Here is a 21,770-nt window from a genome sequence, read left to right on the forward strand (position 1 = left end):
ACTGCCGAGAGATCGGGCGATCATTCGGGGAGCTCTCGCAGCCGTCCCTCTCGCAGCTCGAGCCGCAGATCGAGATCGAGTCGCGACAGGAACGCATCGTCGTGACTGACCACCACCACAGCGCCCCGGTACGCGCGCACCGCGGCGACCACCGCGTCGACGGTGTCGAGGTCGAGGTTGTTCGTCGGTTCGTCGAGCACGAGCAGCTGGGGCGGCGGGTCGGCCAGCAGCAGTCGGGCCAACGCCACGCGGAACCTCTCGCCCCCCGACAGCGACGACACCGCCCGCGTCACCGTGTCTCCCCGCAGGAGGAACCGTGCCAAGCGGTCGCGCACCTCTCCGGAAGGCGCGGCGGGTGACGCAGCCCGGACGTTCTCGAGCGCGGACGCGTCATCGTCGAGGCCGTCGAGGCGCTGGGGCAGGTAGCCGACCCGGTCCACGTACACGCGGCCATGGAGGGATGCCGGGTCATCGGTGCCGTGGACGAGGCGCTCGAGCAGTGTTGTCTTGCCGGCGCCGTTGGGGCCGACGAGGGCGAGGCGTTCGCGTCCCGTGACGATCCACTCGCGCTCGCCGTCCCCCACCGCGAGGACCCGACGCGCGGCGGCGTTGTCCGGATCGGGCAGGTCGACGCGCACCACGTCGTCGTCGCGAACGCGTGCGGAGGCCTCCGTGAGGGCCGAGCGCGCTGAATCCTCCTTTCCCTGCATCTGCGTGCGCAGACGCCCCGCGCTGATCTGTGCGGCGTTCGCGCGCATCCCCGCGAACATCTTGGGAACGCGTTTCTCGATCTCGGCCTTGTGCGCGACGCGGGTGCGGGTGGCGAGCTTGTCCTGCGCCTGGATGCGCTCGCGCCGCTCGCGGCGGAACGCCTGGGCGGCGTCGCGTTCGGCGCGCAGGGCGGCCTCCTGCTCCGCGTCTCGATGCGCTCGCCACGCGCTGTACGGTCCGCCGACGACGCTCAGGGAGTGGGCGTACAGCTCGGCGGTGGCATCCATCAGCTCGAGAAGGCCGATGTCGTGGCTGACGACGACGAGCGCGCCCGGCCAGGAGCGCACGAGCTCGCCGACGCGCGCACGCGCCTCGCGGTCGAGGTCGTTCGTGGGCTCGTCGAGCAGAGTCACGGCCGCACGGGAGGAGCGCAGGCCGAGGAGCGCGGCGAGCGCGGCCTCGCCGCCCGACAACTGCCCGACCGTCCGATCGAGCGCTTGCGCCGGAAGGCCCGCGTCGGCCAGCAGTGCCTCCGCTCTCGCTTCGACGTCCCAGTCGTCGCCGACGGCGTCGAAATGTCGCGGATCGACGTCGCCGGCCTCGATGGCGCGCAGCGCACGGAGGGGCTCCTCCACTCCGAGGAGGGAGGCGACGGAACGGGCGGGGTCGACGGCGAGGCGTTGCGGCAGGATCGCAACCGGTCCGGAGGTCGACACCTGCCCGGACGTGGGGGCGATCAGCCCGGCGGCGACGCGCAGCAACGTCGACTTGCCGGCGCCGTTGCGGCCGACAAGGCCCGTGCGGCCGACACCGATCGAGCCCGACACGTCGTCGAGCGCGACGCTGCCGTCCGGCCAGACCAGGCGGACACGGTCGAAAAGGAGGGAGGAACGAGGGGAGGACACGAGAGGACTCCGATGGCGCGGGATGCGCGGACACCGGACCCGTCCGCGTCAGCGGAGGGCGGCCGAGGAAACGGCGGGTCGACGGGTCAGCGCGCGGACAGGGGCGCGGAAGCGTCGACGTTCTTCACCGGAGGAGACCTCGTTCTCGGGGGCGGGGGAGTGACCACGATAGTCGACGGGCGTCCCCTGCGGTACCCCGCCTCAGGTGACGGCGGCCCCGACCTGGTCGGCCAGACGCGCGTCGAGGAACGCCCGAACGTCGTCGAGTTCGTCTTGCGAGATGGAGTGGGTCAGCCCGGGGTACACGCGTCCGCTCAGTTCGCTGTGACCGGGCAGCCACTGCGACGTGAGGTCGACCAACGGTGCGGGTATGACGTCGTCGGCTGCGCCGCGGCCCCAGAACACCGGTGGCCGGCGCTGAGCGAGAACGGCATCGCCCGGGAGCTCGCCGCCCGCCGCGTAGCCGGCGAGGACGACGGCGAAAGACACCGCGTCGGGATCGACGCGCAGGGTCTGCAGCGCGACAGCGCCGCCCTGAGAGAACCCGAGCAGGCCCACGCGCGCCGAGCCGACGGCATCCTGCACCCAGGCGAGAACCGCCTGAGCGGCGAGCGTGACGGCCGCCGGGTCGCGCCCGTCGAGTCCCTCGATCGGGTACCACGAGGCGCCGGGAGTGGGCCACGGCGGCGCGAGCGGAGCCCGCACGCTCGCGACGACGAAGGAATCGGGCAGATACGGCACCAGGCCGAACAGGTCGTGTTCGTCTGACCCGTAGCCGTGCAGCAGCACCAGCACCGGCCGGTCGCCCCGCTCGGCAGGCGACACGGACCACCGCACGACGGACGGATCGAGGGAGGGGTGGCTCATATCGCCATTGTTGCAAAGGCCTCCGACATCGCGGCGGGATCGGACCGCGGCGCTCTCCGCCGGGTGCGGTGCGGGTGCGGTGCGGGAGCGGGTGCGAGTGCGGGAGGGGAGGAGATTCCGGGAGCGGAGGGTTCTCCGCCGCACGTGGATCCTCCCGAGACCGGATTTCCTCCCGAGAGCAGGGGGCATCGCGGCGAGGCGGAGGGGAGGGAATACCGGGAGTGGAGGATTCGCGACCGCGCAGGACCTCCGAGGACGGAATCTCCTCCCGCGAGCGGCGGAGAACACGACCGGCACGTGGACCGTCCGCGCGGGACACGCGGCACGCGGGGCGGACGGTTGATATACAGGGAGCATGCCCGTGCGCACTCCCGATCCCGAACCCGACGACAACGGCGACGAGCGCGAGTCGCTCTCGGCGTCTTTCTCCGGCGCGCAGAAGGGTCCGAACCCGAACCCGGGCTGGCTCAGCGAGGTCGAGCTCGCCGAGGCGCGACGCCGTCTTCCCATGCTCTACGTCGAAGCCCTGCCCGTTCGCACCGACGGCATGGGCGCGGTGACCCAGGTCGGCATCCTGCTCCGGGCCACGCCCCTCGGCGAGATGACCCGCACGCTCGTCTCGGGCCGGGTCCGCTACGGCGAGACCGTGCGCGACGCGCTGTTCCGTCACCTCGAGAACGACCTCGGCCCCATGGCCTTCCCGCTGCTGCCGCCCTCGCCGACGCCGTTCACGGTGGCGGAGTACTTCCCGCTTCCCGGTGTCAGCGCCTTCCACGACGACCGGCAGCATGCCGTCGCCCTCGCCTTCGTGGTCCCGGTGACCGGTACCTGCGAGCCGCGTCAAGATGCGCTCGAGGTCACGTGGCTGTCTCCCGAGGAGGCGGCATCCGATGCCCTCTCCGACGAGATGGAGGGCGGCCGCGGCACGCTCATCCGTCAAGCGCTGGCCTCGGTGGGTGCACTGCGCTGAGGCTCCTTCCCCGCGGGGTCGATAGCGGATTCATCCCCCGCACCGTTGCCGCTGTCGGTGGCCCTGTCTAGGGTCGAGGAATGGCGCATCCTTCCCCGGAACCCCTGTCCCTCCCGCACGATCTCGACGGGTGGAAGAGCTTCGCGGCCGATCGTCCCGCCGAACGCCTCCAGCGTGTGGCGGCGATCGACGCGCGACTCGTCGACGAACCCGAGCTGTCTCTGCAGGAGCGCCTCGCCCTGTGGAACGAGGCCGACATCGCGCTCGCCGAGGCCGCGGCTCCCTCGCACCTGATCAGCGAATCGCACCCGGATGCCGAGGTGCGCGACGCCGCCGAGAAGCAGGCGCAGGCCGTCGACGCGGTGCAGTCGCGGCGCGTTCTCGACCGAGGGCTGTGGGAGGTCTTCGCGGATGCCGACCCGTCGGGCCTCGCGCCCGATGAGCGGCGCTTCCTCGAGCAGGTGCGTCGCGACTTCCGTCGGGGCGGCGTGAATCTCCCCGATGCCGAGCGCGAGCGCGTCCGCGCACTCACCGATCGCGACACCGAGCTCTCGCTGGTCTTCTCTCGCAATATCCGGGAGGGCCGGCGAGAGGTGCGCGTCCCCGCGGCGTCGCTCGACGGCCTGCCCGCGGATTTCCTCGCCGAACACCCCTCCGACGCCGAGGGGATGGTCACCCTCACGACCGAGTACACCGACCTCATGCCGGTTCGGGAATACGCGCGGAATCGCGGGGTCCGGCACGAGCTCATGGGGGTGTACAACGACCTCGCGTGGCCGGTGAACGAGCCCGTCCTCGCCGAGCTGCTCGCGGTGCGCGCGGAGCGGGCCACCCTCCTGGGTTACGGCGACTGGGCCGATTACGAGACCGAGACGCGCATGATCGGTTCGAGCGCGGCCGTGCGCGCGTTCCTCGACCGCGTCGCCGACGCGGTCGCCCCGGCGGCGGCCGACGAATACGATCGCGTGCTCGCGCGCCTGCGTCGCGACGACCCCGACGCCGACGCGGTGACGATCGCCGACTTCTGGTACGTCCTCGGCGCCCTCAAGCGCGAAGAATACGACGTCGACGCGCAGCTCGTCCGGTCGTACTTCCGCTTCGATCGCGTGCTCGAGGGCGTGCTCAACACCACCGGACGCCTGCTCGACGTGCGGTACATCCCGGTCGACGCGCCCTCGTGGCACGATGACGTCCGCACCTACGACGTGGTCCGCGGCGACGATCGACTCGGGCGCATCCACCTCGACCTGCACCCGCGCGACGGCAAGTACAACCACGCGGCGTGCTTCGGGCTGGCCCCGGGCATCGCCGGTCGGTCGATGCCCGAGTCCGTGCTGCTCTGCAACTTCTCGCGAGGACTTTTGGAGCACGACGAGGTCGTGACCTTCTTCCACGAGTTCGGTCACCTCGTGCACGACATCCTCGGCGGTCACCAGAGGTGGGCGCGTTGGACGGGCGTCGCGACCGAGTGGGACTTCGTCGAGGCCCCGAGCCAGCTCCTCGAAGAGTGGGCGTGGGATGCCGAGGCGCTTGCGTCCTTCGCCGTGAACGACGCCGGGGAGCCGATCCCCGCCGATCTCGTCGCCCGCATGCGCACTGCCGACGCCTTCGGCCGGGGCCTCGAGGTCACGCGTCAGCTCGGCCACGCGACGACCTCGTATCGTCTGCACGTGGACCGGCCGGACGACCTCGCCACCGCCGTCGACGGGTACTACCGGGCCGCCAGCCCGATCGCCCCTCTCGAGGGGGCGCACTCGTACGCCGGTTTCGGTCATCTCACCGGGTACGGCGCGTGCTACTACACGTATCAGTGGAGTCTCGTGATCGCCCGCGATCTTCTCTCCGCGTTCGGCGACGACCTGTTCGACGTCGAGACGGCCACCCGCTACCGGCGCGAGATCCTCGAGCCCGGCGGAACGCGCGACGCCCGCGACCTTGTGAAGTCGTTCCTCGGTCGTGAGTCGACGTTCGACGCGTACCGCGACTGGCTCGCCGGAGCCTGACGACGACGAAGGGCCGCGGCATCCCGATCCGGATGCCGCGGCCCTCTCGACCCGCGCAGGGTCAGGCGGTCGTCTCTCGTGCGATCGCGGCGACGAACGCGTCGATGTCGGCCTCGGTCGTGTCGAACGAGCACATCCATCGCACCTCGCGGCGCAGCTCGTCCCAGTCGTAGAAGCGGAAGCTCTGTCGAAGCCGGTCGGCGACCCCGGCGGGCAGCGTCGCGAAGACGCCGTTCGCCTGCGTGGGCTGGGTGAACTCGACGCCGTGGATCGACCCGTCCGCGAGACCGGTCTCGATGCCGGCGCGCAGGCGCTGCGCCATGGCGTTGGAGTGCCGGGCGTTGCGCAGCCACAGGTCGTTCTCGAGCAACGCGACCAGCTGTGCCGAGACGAAGCGCATCTTGCTGGACAGCTGCATGTCGAGCTTGCGCAGGTAGGTCAGGCCGGTGGACGCCTCGGGATCGAGCACGACGATGGCCTCGCCGATCATGGCGCCGTTCTTGGTGCCGCCGAAGCTCAGGACATCGACGCCCGCATCGCGGGTGAAGGCGCGCAAGGGCACGTCGAGGGCGGCGGCGGCGTTGGCGATGCGCGCACCGTCCATGTGCAGGCGCATGCCGTGTCCGTGGGCGTGGGTCGCGAGCTCGCGGATCTCCTCGACGCTGTAGAGAGTCCCGAGTTCCGTCGACTGGGTGATCGAGACGACCAGCGGCTGTGCGCGGTGTTCATCCCCCCAGCCCCAGGCCTCGCGGTCGACGAGTTCGGGGGTGAGCTTCCCATCGTCGGTGGGAACGGTGAGCAGTTTGATCCCACCCACCCGCTCGGGCGCTCCGCCCTCATCGACGTTGATGTGAGCGGTGGATGCCGAGATCACGGCGCCCCAACGGGGGAGCATCGACTGCAGCCCCACGACGTTGGCGCCCGTGCCGTTGAACACCGGGTAGGCCTCGACCCCCTCGCCGAGGAGCGAGACGAACAGCTCCTGCAGGCGGGCGGTGTAGACGTCCTCGCCGTAGGCGACCTGGTGGCCGTCGTTGGCGGCGGCGATCGCGGCGAGCACGTCGGGGTGGATTCCGGAGTAGTTGTCGGAGGCGAATCCGCGCACCGAGGAGTCGTGGAGGGTGGTCACTGTTCCAGCGTAACGACCGCCGGACGCGCCCCCTCCTCCCCCGCGAGGGATCTTCGCGCTTCGTCCCCTTTCCGCCCCCGCCCGGCGCTCGGGTGTCGGTGGGGGCGGGGAGAATGGCGGAGTGCACATGGACCCCGAGGCGCTCAGCATCGCCGGTGAGATCTTCTCTCCGGCGGCCATGGCGCGCGCCGACCGGCTCCTCGTCTACGGCTCGGTCGAGGTCGGCGACGTCACGACGTCCGACGGTGTTCTCGTCGTGTCGGCGCAGTCGTTCGGCTCGGCGGGGTACGAGCACCTCGAACTGCGCGTGCCCGCCGATCTCACGCGCGTCTCGGGCTGGTGCTCCTGCGGGCGCGGTCCCGAGTGCGAGCACTCGTGCGCGGCGGCGGTGCTGCTCTTCGACCGCGTGATCTCGGCGGGTCGCCCCCCGCGTCCCGAGTGGCAGCGCACCCTCGACGAATTGCTGACGGTCACCGCGGGGGGCCACGACGAGCCCCCGGTCGATCTGTGCCTGTTCCTCGCCATCCGCCGGGGCGGGGGCCACGGCCGCAGCACCGCCCTGACGCTCACGGCACGGCCCGGCATGAGGGGTACGCGCGGCACGTGGATCAAGGGGCGCGCGGGCTGGTCGGGGCTGCCTCTGCTGTCCGCGGATCCGCGCGCACGTGCAGCGCTCGACAGCCTGGGTCGCCTCGGTCGCTCCGGTAACGGAGCCTTCCTCTCCGACGAGTGGATGCCGCTCTCCGCCGTCCCCCCGCACTCGCTCTGGATGCAGCTCGAGGCCGTCGTCGCCGCGGGGGTGCCGCTCGTGGCGGCTTCTGGGGCGCACCACCCCGTGCAGATCCTCGAGGGGGCGATGACCGCCGCGGTCGCCGTCGACCGCCGCGGCTCGGCCCTCCACGTCCGCGGGATCGTCGAGGGGCTCGCCGACGAAGTCGTCTCCCTGCCGTCGTGGGTGGTGGGTGATCCCGCCGTAGCGGTGGCCTTCGTGGCGGACCGAGACGGTGACGACGAACGCTTCACCCTTGCGCGGCTCGCGACCCCGGTGACCGGTGCCGTCCGCGGGCTGCTGGCGCGTACCGGCGCGCTCGCGATCGACGGGGGGTCCGACACCTTCCTCCGCGACTACCTGCCGCGTCTGCAGCTCGAGGCGCCCGTGGTGTCGCCGAAGGGCACGATCGACCTGCCGCCGCCGCCGCGTCCCGTCCTGGAGCTCTCCGTCGACCACCGGGCCGGGCGCGCTTGCGTCGCCGTGCGGTGGGATCGGTCGTCGACCAACGGGCGGCGCGACGAGGCGCACGAGGTGTTCACCTGGGAGACCGTGGCGGCCATCGCGACCGAGCTGCGCATCGAGCTCCCGCAGCCATTCCCCGCGGGCTCCACTCCGCCGCGCCTCTGGGCTCCCGCGGAGGCGGCGATCTTCGTCGTCGAGGCGATGCCGCGCCTGCAGGCTCTCGAGAACGTCCGGGTGACCGTGGCCGACGAGGCCGTGCCCTACCGCGCGGCTGCCGAACCGGCCTTCGTCGAGCTGCGTACCGGCGACGACGATGGCAGCGACTGGTTCGACCTGCACGCGCGTGTCACCGTGGGCGACACCGAGGTCGACTTCTCCGAGCTCTACACCGCGCTCGTCGTCGGCGATCGTGCCCTCTTCCTGCCAGACGGCTCCTATGTCCGGCTCGACACCCCCGCCTTCGACCGATTGCGCACCGTCATCGACGAGGCGCGAACGCTCGCCGACCGCCCTGACGGTGAGCTGAAGCTCAACCGCTACAACGTCGGCCTCTGGGAGGACCTGTCCGACCTGGGGCTGCTCGCGGCGCAGGAGGTCGAGTGGTGGCTTCGCGTCCGCGGCCTCACCGACGAAGCTGCCATCGCCCCCGTGCCGTCCCCCGAGGGACTGCGCGCCACGCTGCGCGATTATCAGCGCGCGGGCCTGGATTGGCTGCACTTCCTCCGCACGCAGGGTCTCGGGGGAGTCCTCGCCGATGACATGGGGCTCGGCAAGACCGTGCAGACGATCGCGATGATGGAGGTCGCCCGAGAGGCCGATCCCCGGATGGCGCCGTTCCTGATCGTGGCACCGACGAGTGTGGTCGGCAACTGGGCGCGCGAATGCGCCGCCTTCGCCCCGGGGCTCCGGGTGGTCACTGTCACCTCCACACAGTCGAGGCGTTCGATCCCCGTCGCCGAGGCGGCCGACGGCGCACACGTCGTGGTGACCAGTTACGCCCTGTTCCGCCTGGAGCAGGCGCAGTACGCCGAGGTCGAATGGTCGGGACTCGTGCTCGACGAGGCCCAGCAGATCAAGAACCCCTCGTCGCGCGGCTACCGTGCTGCTCGGGCGCTGTCGGTGCCTTTCACCCTCGTCATCACGGGCACGCCGATGGAGAACAATCTCCTCGAGCTCTGGGCTCTCATCTCGCTCGTCGCCCCGGGCCTCCTGGGTACCCGCGAGTCGTTCACCGCGATGTACCGAACCCCCATCGAGAAGCACTCGGACGGTGCGCGTCTCGACCTCCTCCGCCGACGCATCCGGCCGTTCCTGCTCCGGCGCACGAAAGAGCTCGTCGCCGCAGAGCTGCCCTCGAAGCAGGAGACCGTGGTCGAGGTGACCCTGCATCCGACCCATCGCACGCTGTACGACCGACGCTTCCATCGCGAGCGCCAACGGCTCCTCGGTCTGCTCCACGATGCAGACGGGAACCGCTTCGCGATCTTCCGTTCCCTGACGATGCTGCGCCAGCTCGCTCTCGACCCCGCGCTCGTCGATGAGGGGGAGGCTCCCTCCGCCAAACTCGACGCCCTGGTAGAACTCGTGACCGAGGCCGCCGCCGAGGGGCACCGCGTCCTCGTCCTGAGCCAGTTCACGCGCTTCCTCCGCTCCGCTCGCGACAGGTGCACCGAGGCGGGCCTGCCGTCCTGCTACCTCGACGGCGCCACCACGCACCGGCAGGCCGAGATCGACCGCTTCCGCCAGGGCGACGATCCCGCGTTCTTCATCTCTCTGAAGGCCGGCGGGGTCGGCCTCAACCTGGTCGAGGCCGACTACGTGGTGCTGCTCGACCCGTGGTGGAATCCAGCGGTCGAAGACCAGGCGATCGACCGCGCGCACCGCATCGGACAGACCCGGCCCGTGATCGTGTACCGCCTCGTCGCGGCCGACACCATCGAAGAGAAAGTCGTCACCCTGCGCGAGACGAAAGCCGAGCTCTTCTCACGTGTGCTCGACGGGGGCGAGGGAGAGGCCTTCGGTGAAGCGACCCGCCTGACGGCGGCCGACATCCGGAGCCTCATCGACTGACGCCCGCCCTCGACCTGGATCGCCCCGGAGCCTCGCGGGCACCGCCTACCCGATCCGCCTCTGGCCGATGTCGGACCCCCGGTCTACCGTGGCGCTATGTCCGAGGTCCCGGTTCCCGCTGCCAAGCCCGCCGCGGTCGCGTCTGCCGGGCGCCGCACCTTCCTGGCGGTGCTCGTCAACACGGCCGCGGCCAACGTGACGACGAGCTTCCTGTGGTTCGCCCTCACGTTCTGGGTCTACCTCGAGACCCGCTCCGTCCTCGCCACCGGCATCGTCGGCGGTGCGTACATGCTGCTGCTCGCCGTGTTCGCGATGGTGTTCGGCTCGCTCGTCGACCGCCATCGCAAACACCGGGTCATGGTGGTCTCCGGCTTCGTGACGCTCGTGGCATTCCTGCTGGCCGGAGCGCTCTGGCTGGCGTTCCCCGAGGCCGCGCTCCTCGACCTCGGCGGACCGTGGTTCTGGCTCTTCGCGGGCGTCATCCTCGCCGGGGCCGTGGTCGAGAACCTGCGCAACATCGCCCTGTCGACGACGGTGACGCTTCTCGTTCCCGTCGAGCGTCACGCCAACGCGAATGGTCTGGTCGGCACGGTGCAGGGGCTCGCGTTCGTCGTGACGAGCGTGTTCAGCGGACTGTCGGTCGGGTTCCTGGGCATGGGGTGGACGCTGGCCATCGCCCTGGTGCTGACCGCGCTCGCCCTCGCGCACCTGTCGACGATCCGCATCCCCGAGCAACGCCCCGCGGTCGGGGAGGGTGCTGGTCCCGTCGTCGACCTCCGGGGGGCGATCCGAGCAGTGCGCCGCGCCCCCGGCCTCTTCGCCCTGATCGTCTTCTCGACGTTCAACAACCTCATCGGCGGCGTCTACATGGCGCTCATGGACCCCTACGGTCTCGAGATGTTCGACGTGAAGGTCTGGGGCATCGTCCTCGGGGTCACCGGGACCGGCTTCATCATCGGCGGCGGCCTGGTCGCGAAGTTCGGACTCGGTAAGAACCCCATCCGCACCATGCTCTGGATCGTCATCGCGATGGGGGTGCTGGGTGCGGTGTTCACCCTCCGCGAGTGGTGGTGGCTCTATGCACTCGGCATCTGGGTGTACATGGCCCTCATCCCTCCGGTCGAGGCGGCCGAGCAGACGGTCATTCAGAAGGTCGTCCCCTTCGAGACCCAGGGGCGCGTCTTCGGTTTCGCCGCCGCGTTCGAATCGGCCGCGGCGCCGGTGACCTCGTTCCTCATCGCGCCGATCGCGCAGTTCGTGGTCATCCCGTACATGGACGCCCAGAGCGGCCGCTCGACGTGGGGCTGGCTGCTCGGCGAAGGAGAATCCCGCGGCATCGCGCTGGTCTTCGCCGTCGCAGGTGTCGTGATGGTGATCGCGGCGGCGCTGGCTTTCCTCACGCGCTCGTATCGCACGCTCTCCCGGCAGTACCGGACGTCCGAGGTCGACGTCGAGGCGGGGTCGGTCTAAGCGCTCGCGCCGATCTCGATGACGACGTCGTTGACGTCCGCGGCGTCGTCGTCCCACAGAGCGACGACGGCGGATGCCAACGCCTCCTCGAGGCCGTCGAGGCTCCGCACCCGGAAGATGACGCCGGCGGCCGACAGGTCGCGCCCCGCATCGCGCGCGGACTTCGCGTACCCCTGCGCGACGGCTCGCGTCCACGCTTCGCTCGCGGCTTTCACCGCGGCGTAGTTCGCGCCACCGGCGAGGGGTCGCGCGACGGCGGTCGACGAGACGATCGCGAGACGCCCGGCATCCGAGGCGCGGAGGTCGTCGTCGAAACTGCGGCTGACGTTCCGCAGCGCCGTGAACGACCTCAGCAGCGCGGCGAAGTCCTCGTCGCTCTGCCCGGCGAGCCCCCCTCCACCGCGCCAGCCGCCGACGAGGTGGACCACGCCGTCGACGTTCCCGTGCGCGGAATGCACGCGGTCCCGCAGAGCCGACACGGCGGCCGGTTCGGTCAGGTCGCACTCCTCGATCGCAGTCCCGGGCGCGGAGTCGGCGGCATCCCGCAGACGACCGGCATCCGAGCCGACGATGACAACTCGCCCCCCGGCCGCGACCAGAGCGCGCGCGCAGGCCCGGCCGGCCGCACTCGTTCCGCCCGCGAGAAGGACGAGCCTCCCGCGCACGAGTCTCTGCGGCTCGACCGCGGATTCGGTGATCACCTCGCTCATCGCCGGCGTCAGTCGGTCCCGCGGATGCCCTCGGTCGACGCGATCACCGGTCGCATCTTCTTCTCCAGCGCCTCGAAGAACATCGACAGCGGGAATTCGTCGTCGAGCACCGCGTCGGTGTACCCCTTCGGCAGACCCGCGAGCACCTCGTCTGACAACCCGCGGGCCCACACCGAGGCGGGGTGGGCCGTGACGACCGAGCTCACGAGGTCGTAGGCGGCGAGCCAGTGGGCGACCTTGGGGCGATCGATCGAGCGCCAGTACAGCTCGTCGATGGCGTCGGCGAGGGCGATGACCGCGGCGGGCACGTCGGCCCAGTCGAACGCGAGGGACGTGTCGGTCCAGTGCAGCACGCGGCGCTGATGCAGCCACGCGAACAGCAGCTGTCCGCCGAGGCCGTCGTAGTTGCGCACGCGCGAGCCGGTGATCGCGAAGCGGAAGATGCGGTCGAAGATCACGGCGTACTGCACGAGCTCGGCGTGTTCGAGCATCGCCGTCTCTGCGGCGTCGAGGTCGTCGCGGGCGGCGAGGCGCGCTTGGAGCGACACGCACTCGCGGAACGCGGTGAGATCGCACCGCAGCTCCTCGAGCGAGTACAGGAAGAACGGCATCCGCTGTTTGATCATGAACGGGTCGAACGGCAGGTCGCCGCGCATGTGCGTGCGGTCGTGGATGAGGTCCCACATGACGAAGGTGCGCTCGGCGAGGTCCTGATCGTCGAGTAGGCGCGCGGCGGCGGCGGGGAGCTCGAGCTTCGTGATCTCCGCGGCGGCGCGGGTGACGCGGCGGTAGCGCGCGGCCTCGCGGTCCTGGAAGATCGCGCCCCACGTGAAGGTGGGGATCTCGCGCATCGCGACGGTCTCGGGGAACAGCACGGCCGAGTTGGTGTCGTATCCCGAGGTGAAGTCGATCAGACGCAGCGAGACGAACAGGCGGTTGGTGTACTCGGTCTCCAGTCGGGCGATGAACTCCGGCCAGATCGCTTCGACGAGCACGGCCTCGACGTGCCGGTTGCTCGAGCCGTTCTGCGTGTACATCGGGAAGACCACGAGATGCCGGATGCCGTCGACGCGATGCTCCTGCGGCTGGAAGGCGACCAGGGAGTCCAGGAAGTCGGGAACGCCGAGACCGTCGTCGCGCCAGCGACGGAAGTCGACGACGGATGCCGCGAGGTAAGCCTGATCGTGCGGGAAGAGGGGCGCGAGGGCCTCGATCGCGCTCGTTATGTTCTCGATCAGCGGCGCGGCCGCGGCGGTGTCCTCGATGGACCCGTCCTTGATCTGCAGGTCCTGGAGAGCGGCGGCGGCGTTCTTGAGCTGGGCCCACGCGGGGGTCTGCTCCACCGTCTCGACGCCGTGACCGGCGATCAGATCGTCGGCGGCACGGGTGGGCGTGGCGATGGTCATGGCATCCTCCGTTCATCAGGTGTAAATCTTCCTGCTGAACATGGATACTAACGGAAATCTTACGGATTACGCCAGAGTGCTTCCGGAGCCCGCTGGTACTGTCGAGCCCATGACAGAGGCTTCCTCCCGCGCCCCTCGCCTCGAGGACTCCGTCGACGCGGCGATCGTCCGTGAGATCTCTCTCGACGCGCGCGCCACGCTGTCCCACCTCTCTGAGCGCGTCGGCCTCTCGGTCTCGGCCGTCCAGTCCCGGCTGCGCCGGCTCGAGGCCCGGGGAATCGTGAAGGGCTACCGCCCGATCCTCGACGCCGAGGCATTGGGGCGGCCGCTCGCGGCATTCGTCGAGATCACGCCACTCGACCCGGCGCAGCCCGACAACGCTCCCGAACTGCTCGCTCACCTGACGCCGATCGAAGCCTGCCACTCCATCGCGGGCGAGGCGGCGTACATGCTCTTCGTCCGTGTGCCGACGCCGCGCGACCTCGAGGAGCTCATCCGTGACATCCGCGCCGCGGCCCAGGTGAACACCCGCACGACCGTAGTTCTTCAGACCTTCTTCGAGGCGCGGCCGATCGAGCCGGCCGATTTCCCGGCCTGACCCCCACCTCGAGGCGCCGTCCGGCCTGCGCACGACGACTGACCCGGATACATCCTCGGACGGATGCCGAGCCCCCGTCTCCCGCGTAGCGTGGCCGTGATGTTCGCTCTCCGCCCGCTCACCCGCTATCAGCTGGTCACCGACCTCGGCATCGCGGTGGTCTTCTTCCTGCTGTCGATCGCCATCGAGCTCGTCGCGAGCGCCACCCCGGTCGACGGCGTCTCGGCGTTCTTCGTCGCCCTCGCCTTTGCGAGCGCCGTGGGATTGCGGCGCCTGCACCCGGGTCTCGCCCTCTGGATCGCGTGGGCGGCCGCCCTCGTGCAGATGGGCTTCGGCCGGCAGCCGTCTCCCTCCGACCTCGCCATCTTCGCGGTGCTGTACACGACGGCCGCCTACGGTACGCGTCGCGTGTTCTGGTTCGGATTCGGCTCGGCGATCGTCGGAGCGGCCCTGGTGCCCATCTACCTCGTGGGTCGTGGGTTGCAGGCGCCGCCGAACGGCAACGACTGGTTCGCGGTCATTGCCCTGTTCCTCGCCGCGGGCTTCGCCCTCCTGCTGGCCTGGGTCTCGGGCGCCCTCGTCCGCACCGCCATGCGGGCGTCGGCGAACAGCCGCGCCCAGCGCGCCGCCGAGGCCGAGACGATCGCCGAGCAGGAGCGCGTGCGCATCGCCCGCGACATGCACGACGTCGTGGCCCACTCCCTGGCGGTCGTCATCGCGCAGGCCGACGGCGCCCGCTACGCCGCGGCATCCGATCCCCGGGCCACCTCCGAGGCGCTCACGACGATCTCGTCGACCGCGCGCGCGGCCCTCGCCGACGTACGGCTGCTCCTCACGCAGCTCCGGCATTCCCAGGCCGAGGGGCCGCAGCCCACCCTCGCCGACCTCGAGGTCCTGTTCCAGCGCATGCGCGCGGCGGGCGTCGACCTCGAGGTCGCGGTCGACCCGTTGCCGCCCGGCGAGCCTCCCGCGGCCATCCAGCTCGCGGTGTACCGCATCATGCAGGAGGCGCTGACGAACGCCCTGCGCCACGGCGTCGACCCCCGCGTGCGCGTCCATCTGGCCTGGTGGCCCGACCGCGTCGTGGTCTCGGTGCGAAATGCCCGCGCCACGGCATCCGTCCCCGCTCTTCCCAGCACCGCCCCCGGCGGTCACGGCCTCATCGGCATGCGCGAGCGCGCGCAGCTCGTCGGGGGGCACCTGACGGCGGGACCCGAGTACGGCGAATTCGTCGTCCGCGCCACCCTTCCGATCGGCGCGCCGCTGTGAGCGCGCGTCGGACCGAGCAGAGTGGATGCCGAGCCACCCCCGACCCGCGAGAGGAGCCGTCGTCATGACCGCCCCCGTCCGCATCGTCCTCGTCGACGATCAAGCCCTGTTCCGCGCCGGCATCCGGATGGTGATCGATTCCCAGCCCGACCTCGAAGTGGTGGGGGAGGCCTCGGACGGACGCGAGGGCATCGAGGTCGTCCGTGCCACGCGCCCCGACCTCGTGCTCATGGATGTGCGCATGCCGGTCATGGACGGGCTCGCGGCGACCGCCGAGATCCTGCGCGAGCCCGACGCTCCGCGCGTGGTGGTGCTGACGACGTTCGACCTCGACGAGGCTGCGGCCAGGGCCATCCAGGGTGGGGCGAGCGGCTTCCTCCTGAAGGACTCCGAGCCCGAATTCCTCCTGTCGGCGGTGCGCACCGTCCACGCGGGTTCCGCGGTCATCGCCGCCGAAGCCACGCGAGAGCTCTTCGCACACATCGCCGACGGCGGCGCGGGGGAGCCGGTGCCGCCCTCCTATGGCGCGCTCACCGATCGCGAGCGGGAGATCTTCACCCTCGCGGCCGCGGGACTCAGCAACGCCGAGATCGCCGAGCGCGAGTTCCTGTCCGAGGCCACGGTGAAGACGCACATCAGTCGCATCCTGACCAAACTCGCCCTGCGCGATCGCGTACAGCTCGTCGTCTTCGCCTACCGGCACGGCCTCGCCTGAGGCGCCGCGGGTCAGTCGGCGTCGGCTTCGGGGTCGTGCGCCCACGTGGGGGCGAGGGCCTTGATGCGCAGCGCCCGCCACTGCCAGGTCGCCCAGAGCGCTGGCCACATCGCGGGAGCCGCGGCCCCGCCGATCGTCAGGCGCTCGCGCCAGAGTGTGCGTCCCGGCTCGCCGGGGGCCTCCGACACCGCCATCTGGTGATCCCACACGTCGAGGACCGAGAGCGGCCCGGTCAGGGGCACGCCCCAGTCGCGGAAGACGCGCACGCGCCCGTGCTCGTCGGTCGTCTCGCGGTCGGCGACCGAGATCAGCTGACGCCCGACCGGCAGCAGCCCCGCGACGCTCATCTGCACGGGCACGTCGTCGCCCGACGCGAACGAGGTCGGCATCTCGCCGAGGGCCTCGACCTCGAGCAGGGGGCCGTACAGCTCCGCCACCGCGCGCGGGGAGTGCAGGGCGCGCCAGGCGGCATCCGGGTCGCAGTCGATGACGAACTTCAGCAGGATGCGCATGAGTCGATCGTGCCCGATCCCGATGATCCGTGCGCACGGCTTGACGCGGGGCGTCGGTTCCGGGCGTTTTACGATCGAGGGATGCCGTCTTCTCCCGCCCTCGCTCAGTCCGACTACCAGGTGCGTCTGGACTGGGGTCGCTCGGGGCTGGAGCGCCTGGCCCCGGCCCCCGTCGTGATCGTCGTGCAGACACTGGGGCTGTCGCTGCGCGCGCTGGACGCGACCGAGAGCGGCGAGACCATGATCCTCGAGGGTGACCCGACCGCGGAGCTCGCGCTCGCCGCCGGTCGCGAGGGCGCTCACGTCGTCGTCGGCGGGCTGCGCAACGCCGCCGCCGTGGCCGCCCACGTCCTCGAGGTGCAGCGCACGCGCGGCGAGCGCACCGGCATCTCGATCATCGCCGCCGGTTCTCCCGATGCCGACGGCCTCCGCTTCGCGGTCGAGGATCTTCTCGGAGCGGGCGCCGTGGTCGCCGCTCTCGGCGACCTGGGGATCGACCACGCCTCTCCCGATGCCGCGGTGGCGGGCGAGGGGTTCCGGGCTCTCGCGGGCGCCGCGCGGCACCTGCTGACGGCCAGCGGAACCGGACGCGCGCTCGCCGCCGTCGGGGCACGCGAGGCGGTGCTGTCGGCGGCCGCGCGCGATGCGGCATCCGTCGTCCCGATCGTCCGCGACGGCTCCATCGTCACCGTCTGAGCCCCTCTATCGGGGCGTCGATGCCGCCAGACGCGTCGCACGGGTGATGTCGCGATGCACCCACGACAGGGCGAAGCGCGGGTCGAACGACGGCGCGCATTTCGCGCACGAGGTGGGTCGGGTGGCGCGACGGTGCCGGTACGCCACGTGCCCCGCCGGGCACGTGCCCACCCAGGGGGCCAGTTCGTTCGCGGTCTCCCCGGCGTGGGTCGTGCCGCCGACGTAGCCGAGCTCGCGCGCCGTGCGCTTCCAGACCGGACCGTGACCGGCCGCCGCCCCCGCGACGGCGTGCGCGACCTCGTGCAGGAGCGTCTGATGGTTGGTGTCGTCGTCGTAGCGCGCAGACAGGTAGCGCGAGACGCTGATGCGCTTGCGGCCGTAGTCGCACAGGCCCGCGCGCCGCTTGGCGTTGTCGAAGGCGAACGTCCACGACTCATCGAGGTGCAGGGCGATCAACGCCTCGGCCCAGATGCGTACGCGCTGCAGGTCGGACATGAGCGGAAGCCTAGGAGGGACCCCCGACACTCAGCTGGCGACGACCTCGCGCGTGCGCCGACGTTCCGCGGCGTCGATCGCGAGCAGGGTCGACTCGAGCTGGGCATCGGTGGCACCCGCGTTCTGACGCAGGAACAGCGCCTGCTTGAAGTCGCGGCGCGCGGCGTCGTAGTCGCCCTCGTCGTAATGCACTTTGCCGCGGTGCTGGAGCGCGAAGGCGGCGATGCTCGCCCAGCCCTGACCCTCGGCCTCCTCGGCGCACATCGTGAGTTCTTGCTCAGCGGCGGCGTAGGCCCCGCGGCACTGCATGATCGTGGCGTGCAGAATCCGCGCGCGCAGCAGATCGCGACGGGTGCCGGCCATGCGGGCGACGCGCACCGACTGCTCCGAGACGGCGAGCGCCTCGTCGAAGCGATCGAGCACCTTGAGGAGCCAGACCCGCTCGAGCAGGGCGTGGAGGCTGCGCTGGGAGCCGATCTCCTCGAGACGCTCCGCGCACTCGCGGGAGTCGGTGACCTCGCGCAAGGTGTCGGGGTCGTACCCGTGGATGTAGCTCACCTTCGCTCCTCTCGTTCCGGCAGGACTTCCAGTCTGCGCCGCCCGGGCGTCGAGCGTCGCAGCGCCACGCGGTCGTGGGGTGAAGACACGGCGATCATCTCTCGAAGAGGGATGCCGAGGGCTTCGGCGACGCGGTCGCGTCGGCGTCGGTGGCCGCCCTCGCCCCGCGCATGAACTCCTCGATCTCGGCGCCCTGGGCGACCTTCGCCGGGTGGGGCCCGGCCGCCATGAGGCGTGGGAGCCACTCGACCGGCAGCGGGGCGGCGGACGCGGCGACGACGAGGTTGCCGAATCGGCGCCCCTTGAGCACCTGCACCTCGGCGAGGACGATGACCTCGGGCAGCACCTCGCGGATCGTGGCGACCTGACGGCGGGCGAAGGCGAGCCCCGGTCCGTCCGAGACGTTGACCAGCAGCACGCCGTCGGCCGCGAGCATCGCCGCCGCCTCCCGATAGAACTCCACGGTCGTCAGGTGGGCCGGGGTCTGGGCGCCGGAGTAGACGTCGCTGACGAGCAGATCGACCGCGCCGGAGAGCCCCGCCGGCAGCTTGGAGAGCCCCGCCCGCGCGTCGCCGATGCGCACGCGCACCGAGGCGCCGCGCGGCAGTGGCAGGTTCTCACGCACGAGATCCCACAGTGCCGGTTCGAGTTCGATGACCTGCTGGCGTGAGCCCGGTCGGGTCGCTTCGACGTAGCGCGGCAGGGTGAGCGCGCCCGCGCCGAGGTGGACCGCGGTGAGAGGCTGTCCCGGCATCCGGAGACGATCGATCACGGCGCCCATGCGCGCCACGTACTCGAAGTGCAGGTGCGTCGGATCGTCGAGGTCGACGTGCGACTGGGGCGTGCCATCGACCACGAGCTCCCACCCCGAGACGAACCCCGAGGGCGAGATGCGCGCGAGGGCGCCGTCCGACAACCGCGCGGTGGGGGCGTCGTCGGGTTCGATGCGCATGCGGGCCATGTCCCCCACGCTAGGCCCTCCGGGCGGCGGTACCGTGGCCGCATGCGGGTGGATCTCAACGCCGACCTGGGCGAGACCGTCGACGGGATGCCGACGGCCGACGACGACGCCATGTTCGCGGTGATCTCGAGCGCGAACGTGGCCTGCGGCGGGCACGCGGGGGATGCCGCCTCGATGCGCGCCTCGGTCGAGAGGGCGATCCGCTTCGGGGTCGCCGTCGGCGCCCACCCCTCGTACGACGACCGCGAGAACTTCGGTCGCGTCGCCCGCTCGCCCGAGCCCGGCGAGCTCCGCGCGAGCGTGACGGCTCAACTGTCCGCTCTCGTCGCGGCCGGCGCCGATCTGCGCTACGTGAAACCGCACGGGGCGCTCTACCACGCGGTCACCGCCGACCCCCGCCAGGCCGAGGCGGTCGCGTCAGCGGTGGCGGATCAGTCCAGTTGGCTCGGACGCGCTCTGCCTCTCCTCGGTCTGACCGGCGCGATCGCCGAGGCGGCGGCATCCGCGGATCTTCCCTTCGTGCAGGAAGCGTTCCTCGATCGCGGGTACACCGCGCGGGGCACTCTCGTCCCACGCGGTCAGCCGGGTGACCTCGTCCACGACCCCGACGCGGTGGCCGACCGCGCCCTGCGTCTCGTCCGCGACGGAGAGGTCGACACCGTCGACGGAGCGCGCGTGTGCGTCGACGCCGCCTCGTTGTGTCTGCACGGAGACACCCCGACCGCCGTCGCCATGGCGCGCGCGGTCCGCGCAGCACTCGACGGAGCGGGCATCGAGGTGCGCGCACCGTGGTGACGCCGCCGGATGCGGCGGTCGTCCTGCGGTCGATGGGGGAGCGGGCCGTACTCGCCGAGGTCGCCGACCTCGCTGCCGTCGTCCGCCTGCACGCGGCGCTCGCCGCGGACCCGCCCGGTGGGATCGACGATCTCGTCCCCGCCGCCCGGACCGTTCTGGTGTGCTTCGACCCTGCGCGGATCGCCGCAGCATCCGTTCGCTCGTGGATCCGCTCGGCGGCCGAGAGGCCCACCGACGACCCGGAACCCGGACTGCTCGTGGAAGTCCCCCTGCGCTACGACGGCGTCGATCTCGACGACACGGCCGCACTCCTCGGCATCCCCGCCGCCGATCTCGTCTCGCGCCACGCGGCGGCGGAATGGTCGGTCGCTTTCACCGGCTTCGCGCCGGGGTTCGCCTACCTCGTGAGCGCGCACTGGCCCTTCGACGTGCCCCGACTCGACCAGCCGCGGACGCGGGTGCCCGCGGGCGCGGTCGGGCTCGCCGCCGGCTTCACGGGCGCGTATCCCCGCGAGACCCCGGGTGGCTGGCGCCTGATCGCCTCGACCGATGCGGTTCTCTTCGATCCGGATGCCACCCACCCTGTGCTGCTGCCCCCTCGAGCCCGCGTGCGGTTCGTCCCCGAGCGATCGCGGGTCGAGGTGCCGAGGGCCCCGGACGCGCCGGCTGCTCCCCGGAGCGCGACGAGGGATGCCGTCGACTCTCCGCCGGCGCCGGCGCCGGCGACCCTCGCCCGAGACGGCGGTCGCCCTGCGCTGCGGATTCTCGACCCGGGCGCCGCGACCACCGTGCAAGACCTGGGTCGCCCGCACCGCGCCGCCCTCGGGGTCGCCCGCTCGGGAGCACTCGACCGCGTCGCGCTGCGCACCGCCAACCGGCTGGTCGGCAACGACGAGGGGGCGGCGGGGCTCGAGATCCTGCTCGGCGGCTGGCATGCCCGCGCCGAGACGGACACGTGGGTGTGCGTGACCGGGGCGTTCCTCGAGGTGCGGGTCGACGAGGTTCCGGTCGATCTCTACGCACCCCTTCTCGTCCCTGCCGGAAGCGAGCTGTCCATCGGGGTCGCGCGGCTGGGTCTGCGCAGCTACCTGGCCGTCCGCGGCGGCGTCGAGGGGGCCGCGGTGATGGACTCGCGCGCCCGCGACTCGCTCGCGGGTCTCGGCCCCGCCCCGCTGCGCACCGGGGACCTCGTGCGGGCCGGGGTGCCGGCATCCGCCATTCCCTCCGTCGACGTCTTCCCCTGGACCGTTCCGCCCTCGACGATCGACGTCGCTCTCGCCGAGGGCCCGCGCGCCGACTGGTTCGCCCCGCGCGCCCTGGCGACGCTCTTCGCCGAGCCCTGGACCGTCTCGGCCGACCTCGACCGCGTCGGCATCCGTCTCGACGGCCCCGTCCTCGAACGGATCCGCCCCGGGGAACTGCCGAGCGAGGGAATGACGCCCGGAGCGCTGCAGGTTCCCCCGCACGGCCGGCCGGTCGTGCTGCTCGCCGACGGGCCCGTGACCGGCGGATACCCGGTGATCGCGGTGGCGACGGAGGCCGGGACCTCGGCGCTCGCTCAGGCGCGGCCGGGCGATACCGTGCGCTTCCGGCGCGCCTGACGGGGACGCCGAGGGGAATCTCGAACGAGCGCACGCGGTTATACCGCAGGTCCGAGAACGCGTCAAGAATCGGACTGGACACGGCGAGTCCTCCC

At 71.5% G+C, this 21,770-nt stretch carries 19 protein-coding genes; 10 read left to right on the top strand and 9 right to left on the bottom strand.

Going from position 1 to position 21,770, the window contains the following annotated elements; translation table 11 throughout:
• Positions 1–20 precede the first annotated feature (20 nt).
• Positions 21–1,616 (bottom strand): ATP-binding cassette domain-containing protein, encoded by a 1,596-nt coding sequence (locus tag MTE01_RS07340; RefSeq protein ID WP_141376592.1) that lies wholly within the window; start codon positions 1,614–1,616, stop codon positions 21–23.
• 201 nt (positions 1,617–1,817) lie between these two features.
• On the bottom strand, positions 1,818–2,483 hold the full coding sequence (locus tag MTE01_RS07345; protein WP_116238692.1) for an alpha/beta hydrolase: 666 nt from the start codon (positions 2,481–2,483) through the stop codon (positions 1,818–1,820).
• A 355-nt stretch (positions 2,484–2,838) separates the two neighbouring features.
• On the opposite strand from MTE01_RS07345, the gene MTE01_RS07350 reads away from it, so the two are divergent.
• Complete coding sequence (locus MTE01_RS07350) at positions 2,839–3,453, top strand: NUDIX hydrolase family protein (protein WP_103206812.1); 615 nt, start codon at positions 2,839–2,841, stop codon at positions 3,451–3,453.
• An 80-nt stretch (positions 3,454–3,533) separates the two neighbouring features.
• On the top strand, positions 3,534–5,456 hold the full coding sequence (locus MTE01_RS07355) for a M3 family metallopeptidase (protein ID WP_141376594.1): 1,923 nt from the start codon (positions 3,534–3,536) through the stop codon (positions 5,454–5,456).
• A 61-nt stretch (positions 5,457–5,517) separates the two neighbouring features.
• On the opposite strand, the gene MTE01_RS07360 is transcribed toward MTE01_RS07355, so the two are convergent.
• Entirely contained in the window at positions 5,518–6,585 is a 1,068-nt protein-coding gene (locus tag MTE01_RS07360; protein WP_103206810.1) for a threonine aldolase family protein, read from the bottom strand.
• A gap of 127 nt (positions 6,586–6,712) precedes the next feature.
• On the opposite strand from MTE01_RS07360, the gene MTE01_RS07365 reads away from it, so the two are divergent.
• Together MTE01_RS07365 and MTE01_RS07370 are read left to right on the top strand one after the other, a co-directional pair.
• Positions 6,713–9,889 (top strand): DEAD/DEAH box helicase, encoded by a 3,177-nt coding sequence (locus MTE01_RS07365; RefSeq protein ID WP_246078111.1) that lies wholly within the window; start codon positions 6,713–6,715, stop codon positions 9,887–9,889.
• Positions 9,890–9,985: 96 nt separating this feature from the next.
• Positions 9,986–11,359, top strand: coding sequence for an MFS transporter (locus MTE01_RS07370; RefSeq protein ID WP_141376596.1), 1,374 nt, complete (start codon positions 9,986–9,988; stop codon positions 11,357–11,359).
• On the opposite strand, the gene MTE01_RS07375 is transcribed toward MTE01_RS07370, so the two are convergent.
• Both MTE01_RS07375 and MTE01_RS07380 read right to left on the bottom strand, forming a co-directional pair.
• Positions 11,356–12,060, bottom strand: coding sequence for an SDR family NAD(P)-dependent oxidoreductase (locus tag MTE01_RS07375; protein ID WP_246078075.1), 705 nt, complete (start codon positions 12,058–12,060; stop codon positions 11,356–11,358). The two genes, MTE01_RS07370 and MTE01_RS07375, sit on opposite strands and share 4 nt — an antisense overlap.
• A gap of 17 nt (positions 12,061–12,077) precedes the next feature.
• On the bottom strand, positions 12,078–13,475 hold the full coding sequence (locus MTE01_RS07380; RefSeq protein ID WP_141376600.1) for a DUF6421 family protein: 1,398 nt from the start codon (positions 13,473–13,475) through the stop codon (positions 12,078–12,080).
• Positions 13,476–13,584: 109 nt separating this feature from the next.
• Between MTE01_RS07380 and MTE01_RS07385 the strand changes: the two genes are divergently transcribed.
• The 3 genes from MTE01_RS07385 (at position 13,585) to MTE01_RS07395 (ending at position 16,057) form a co-directional block, all read left to right on the top strand.
• A complete protein-coding gene (locus MTE01_RS07385; protein ID WP_103206806.1) occupies positions 13,585–14,073 on the top strand; it encodes an Lrp/AsnC family transcriptional regulator in 489 nt (162 codons plus the stop codon).
• Positions 14,074–14,172: 99 nt separating this feature from the next.
• Positions 14,173–15,342, top strand: coding sequence for a sensor histidine kinase (locus tag MTE01_RS07390; protein WP_246078077.1), 1,170 nt, complete (start codon positions 14,173–14,175; stop codon positions 15,340–15,342).
• 64 nt (positions 15,343–15,406) lie between these two features.
• Positions 15,407–16,057 (top strand): response regulator, encoded by a 651-nt coding sequence (locus MTE01_RS07395; protein ID WP_103206804.1) that lies wholly within the window; start codon positions 15,407–15,409, stop codon positions 16,055–16,057.
• An 11-nt stretch (positions 16,058–16,068) separates the two neighbouring features.
• Here the strand turns inward: MTE01_RS07395 and MTE01_RS07400 are convergent, their stop codons facing one another.
• On the bottom strand, positions 16,069–16,569 hold the full coding sequence (locus MTE01_RS07400) for a hypothetical protein (protein WP_141376603.1): 501 nt from the start codon (positions 16,567–16,569) through the stop codon (positions 16,069–16,071).
• 81 nt (positions 16,570–16,650) lie between these two features.
• Here MTE01_RS07400 and MTE01_RS07405 point away from each other — a divergent pair, with 81 nt between their 5' ends.
• The gene (locus MTE01_RS07405) at positions 16,651–17,265 is read left to right on the top strand and encodes a 2-phosphosulfolactate phosphatase (protein ID WP_141376605.1); all 615 of its coding nucleotides are present in this window, start codon (positions 16,651–16,653) and stop codon (positions 17,263–17,265) included.
• 6 nt (positions 17,266–17,271) lie between these two features.
• On the opposite strand, the gene MTE01_RS07410 is transcribed toward MTE01_RS07405, so the two are convergent.
• The 3 genes from MTE01_RS07410 to MTE01_RS07420 form a co-directional block, all read right to left on the bottom strand.
• Positions 17,272–17,760 carry a SprT-like domain-containing protein gene (locus tag MTE01_RS07410; RefSeq protein WP_103206801.1) on the bottom strand — a complete coding sequence of 163 codons (489 nt, stop codon included), beginning with the start codon at positions 17,758–17,760 and terminating at the stop codon, positions 17,272–17,274.
• A gap of 30 nt (positions 17,761–17,790) precedes the next feature.
• Positions 17,791–18,318: a tetratricopeptide repeat protein gene (locus MTE01_RS07415; RefSeq protein WP_103206800.1), complete on the bottom strand. Its 528-nt coding sequence runs from the start codon at positions 18,316–18,318 to the stop codon at positions 17,791–17,793.
• A 94-nt stretch (positions 18,319–18,412) separates the two neighbouring features.
• Positions 18,413–19,279 carry a spermidine synthase gene (locus MTE01_RS07420; RefSeq protein WP_141376607.1) on the bottom strand — a complete coding sequence of 289 codons (867 nt, stop codon included), beginning with the start codon at positions 19,277–19,279 and terminating at the stop codon, positions 18,413–18,415.
• Positions 19,280–19,321: 42 nt separating this feature from the next.
• Here MTE01_RS07420 and MTE01_RS07425 point away from each other — a divergent pair, with 42 nt between their 5' ends.
• Entirely contained in the window at positions 19,322–20,074 is a 753-nt protein-coding gene (locus MTE01_RS07425) for a 5-oxoprolinase subunit PxpA (RefSeq protein WP_141376609.1), read from the top strand.
• Entirely contained in the window at positions 20,068–21,675 is a 1,608-nt protein-coding gene (locus MTE01_RS07430; protein WP_246078079.1) for a 5-oxoprolinase subunit B/C family protein, read from the top strand. The genes MTE01_RS07425 and MTE01_RS07430 overlap by 7 nt, the downstream gene beginning before the upstream one ends.
• The last annotated feature ends 95 nt before the right edge of the window (positions 21,676–21,770 follow it).

Source organism: Microbacterium testaceum (genome assembly GCF_006539145.1).
In the GTDB taxonomy this organism is placed as follows: Bacteria; Actinomycetota; Actinomycetes; order Actinomycetales; family Microbacteriaceae; genus Microbacterium; species Microbacterium testaceum.

Excerpts from the sequence above, each read along its gene's own strand:
- MTE01_RS07345 (WP_116238692.1), bottom strand. The coding sequence starts at position 2,483 with ATGAGCCACCCCTCCCTCGATCCGTCCGTCGTGCGGTGGTCCGTGTCG.
- MTE01_RS07350 (WP_103206812.1), top strand. The coding sequence starts at position 2,839 with ATGCCCGTGCGCACTCCCGATCCCGAACCCGACGACAACGGCGACGAG.
- MTE01_RS07355 (WP_141376594.1), top strand. The coding sequence starts at position 3,534 with ATGGCGCATCCTTCCCCGGAACCCCTGTCCCTCCCGCACGATCTCGAC.
- MTE01_RS07365 (WP_246078111.1), top strand. The coding sequence starts at position 6,713 with ATGGACCCCGAGGCGCTCAGCATCGCCGGTGAGATCTTCTCTCCGGCG.
- MTE01_RS07370 (WP_141376596.1), top strand. The coding sequence starts at position 9,986 with ATGTCCGAGGTCCCGGTTCCCGCTGCCAAGCCCGCCGCGGTCGCGTCT.
- MTE01_RS07380 (WP_141376600.1), bottom strand. The coding sequence starts at position 13,475 with ATGACCATCGCCACGCCCACCCGTGCCGCCGACGATCTGATCGCCGGT.
- MTE01_RS07385 (WP_103206806.1), top strand. The coding sequence starts at position 13,585 with ATGACAGAGGCTTCCTCCCGCGCCCCTCGCCTCGAGGACTCCGTCGAC.
- MTE01_RS07390 (WP_246078077.1), top strand. The coding sequence starts at position 14,173 with ATGTTCGCTCTCCGCCCGCTCACCCGCTATCAGCTGGTCACCGACCTC.
- MTE01_RS07395 (WP_103206804.1), top strand. The coding sequence starts at position 15,407 with ATGACCGCCCCCGTCCGCATCGTCCTCGTCGACGATCAAGCCCTGTTC.
- MTE01_RS07400 (WP_141376603.1), bottom strand. The coding sequence starts at position 16,569 with ATGCGCATCCTGCTGAAGTTCGTCATCGACTGCGACCCGGATGCCGCC.
- MTE01_RS07405 (WP_141376605.1), top strand. The coding sequence starts at position 16,651 with ATGCCGTCTTCTCCCGCCCTCGCTCAGTCCGACTACCAGGTGCGTCTG.
- MTE01_RS07410 (WP_103206801.1), bottom strand. The coding sequence starts at position 17,760 with ATGTCCGACCTGCAGCGCGTACGCATCTGGGCCGAGGCGTTGATCGCC.
- MTE01_RS07420 (WP_141376607.1), bottom strand. The coding sequence starts at position 19,279 with ATGGCCCGCATGCGCATCGAACCCGACGACGCCCCCACCGCGCGGTTG.
- MTE01_RS07425 (WP_141376609.1), top strand. The coding sequence starts at position 19,322 with ATGCGGGTGGATCTCAACGCCGACCTGGGCGAGACCGTCGACGGGATG.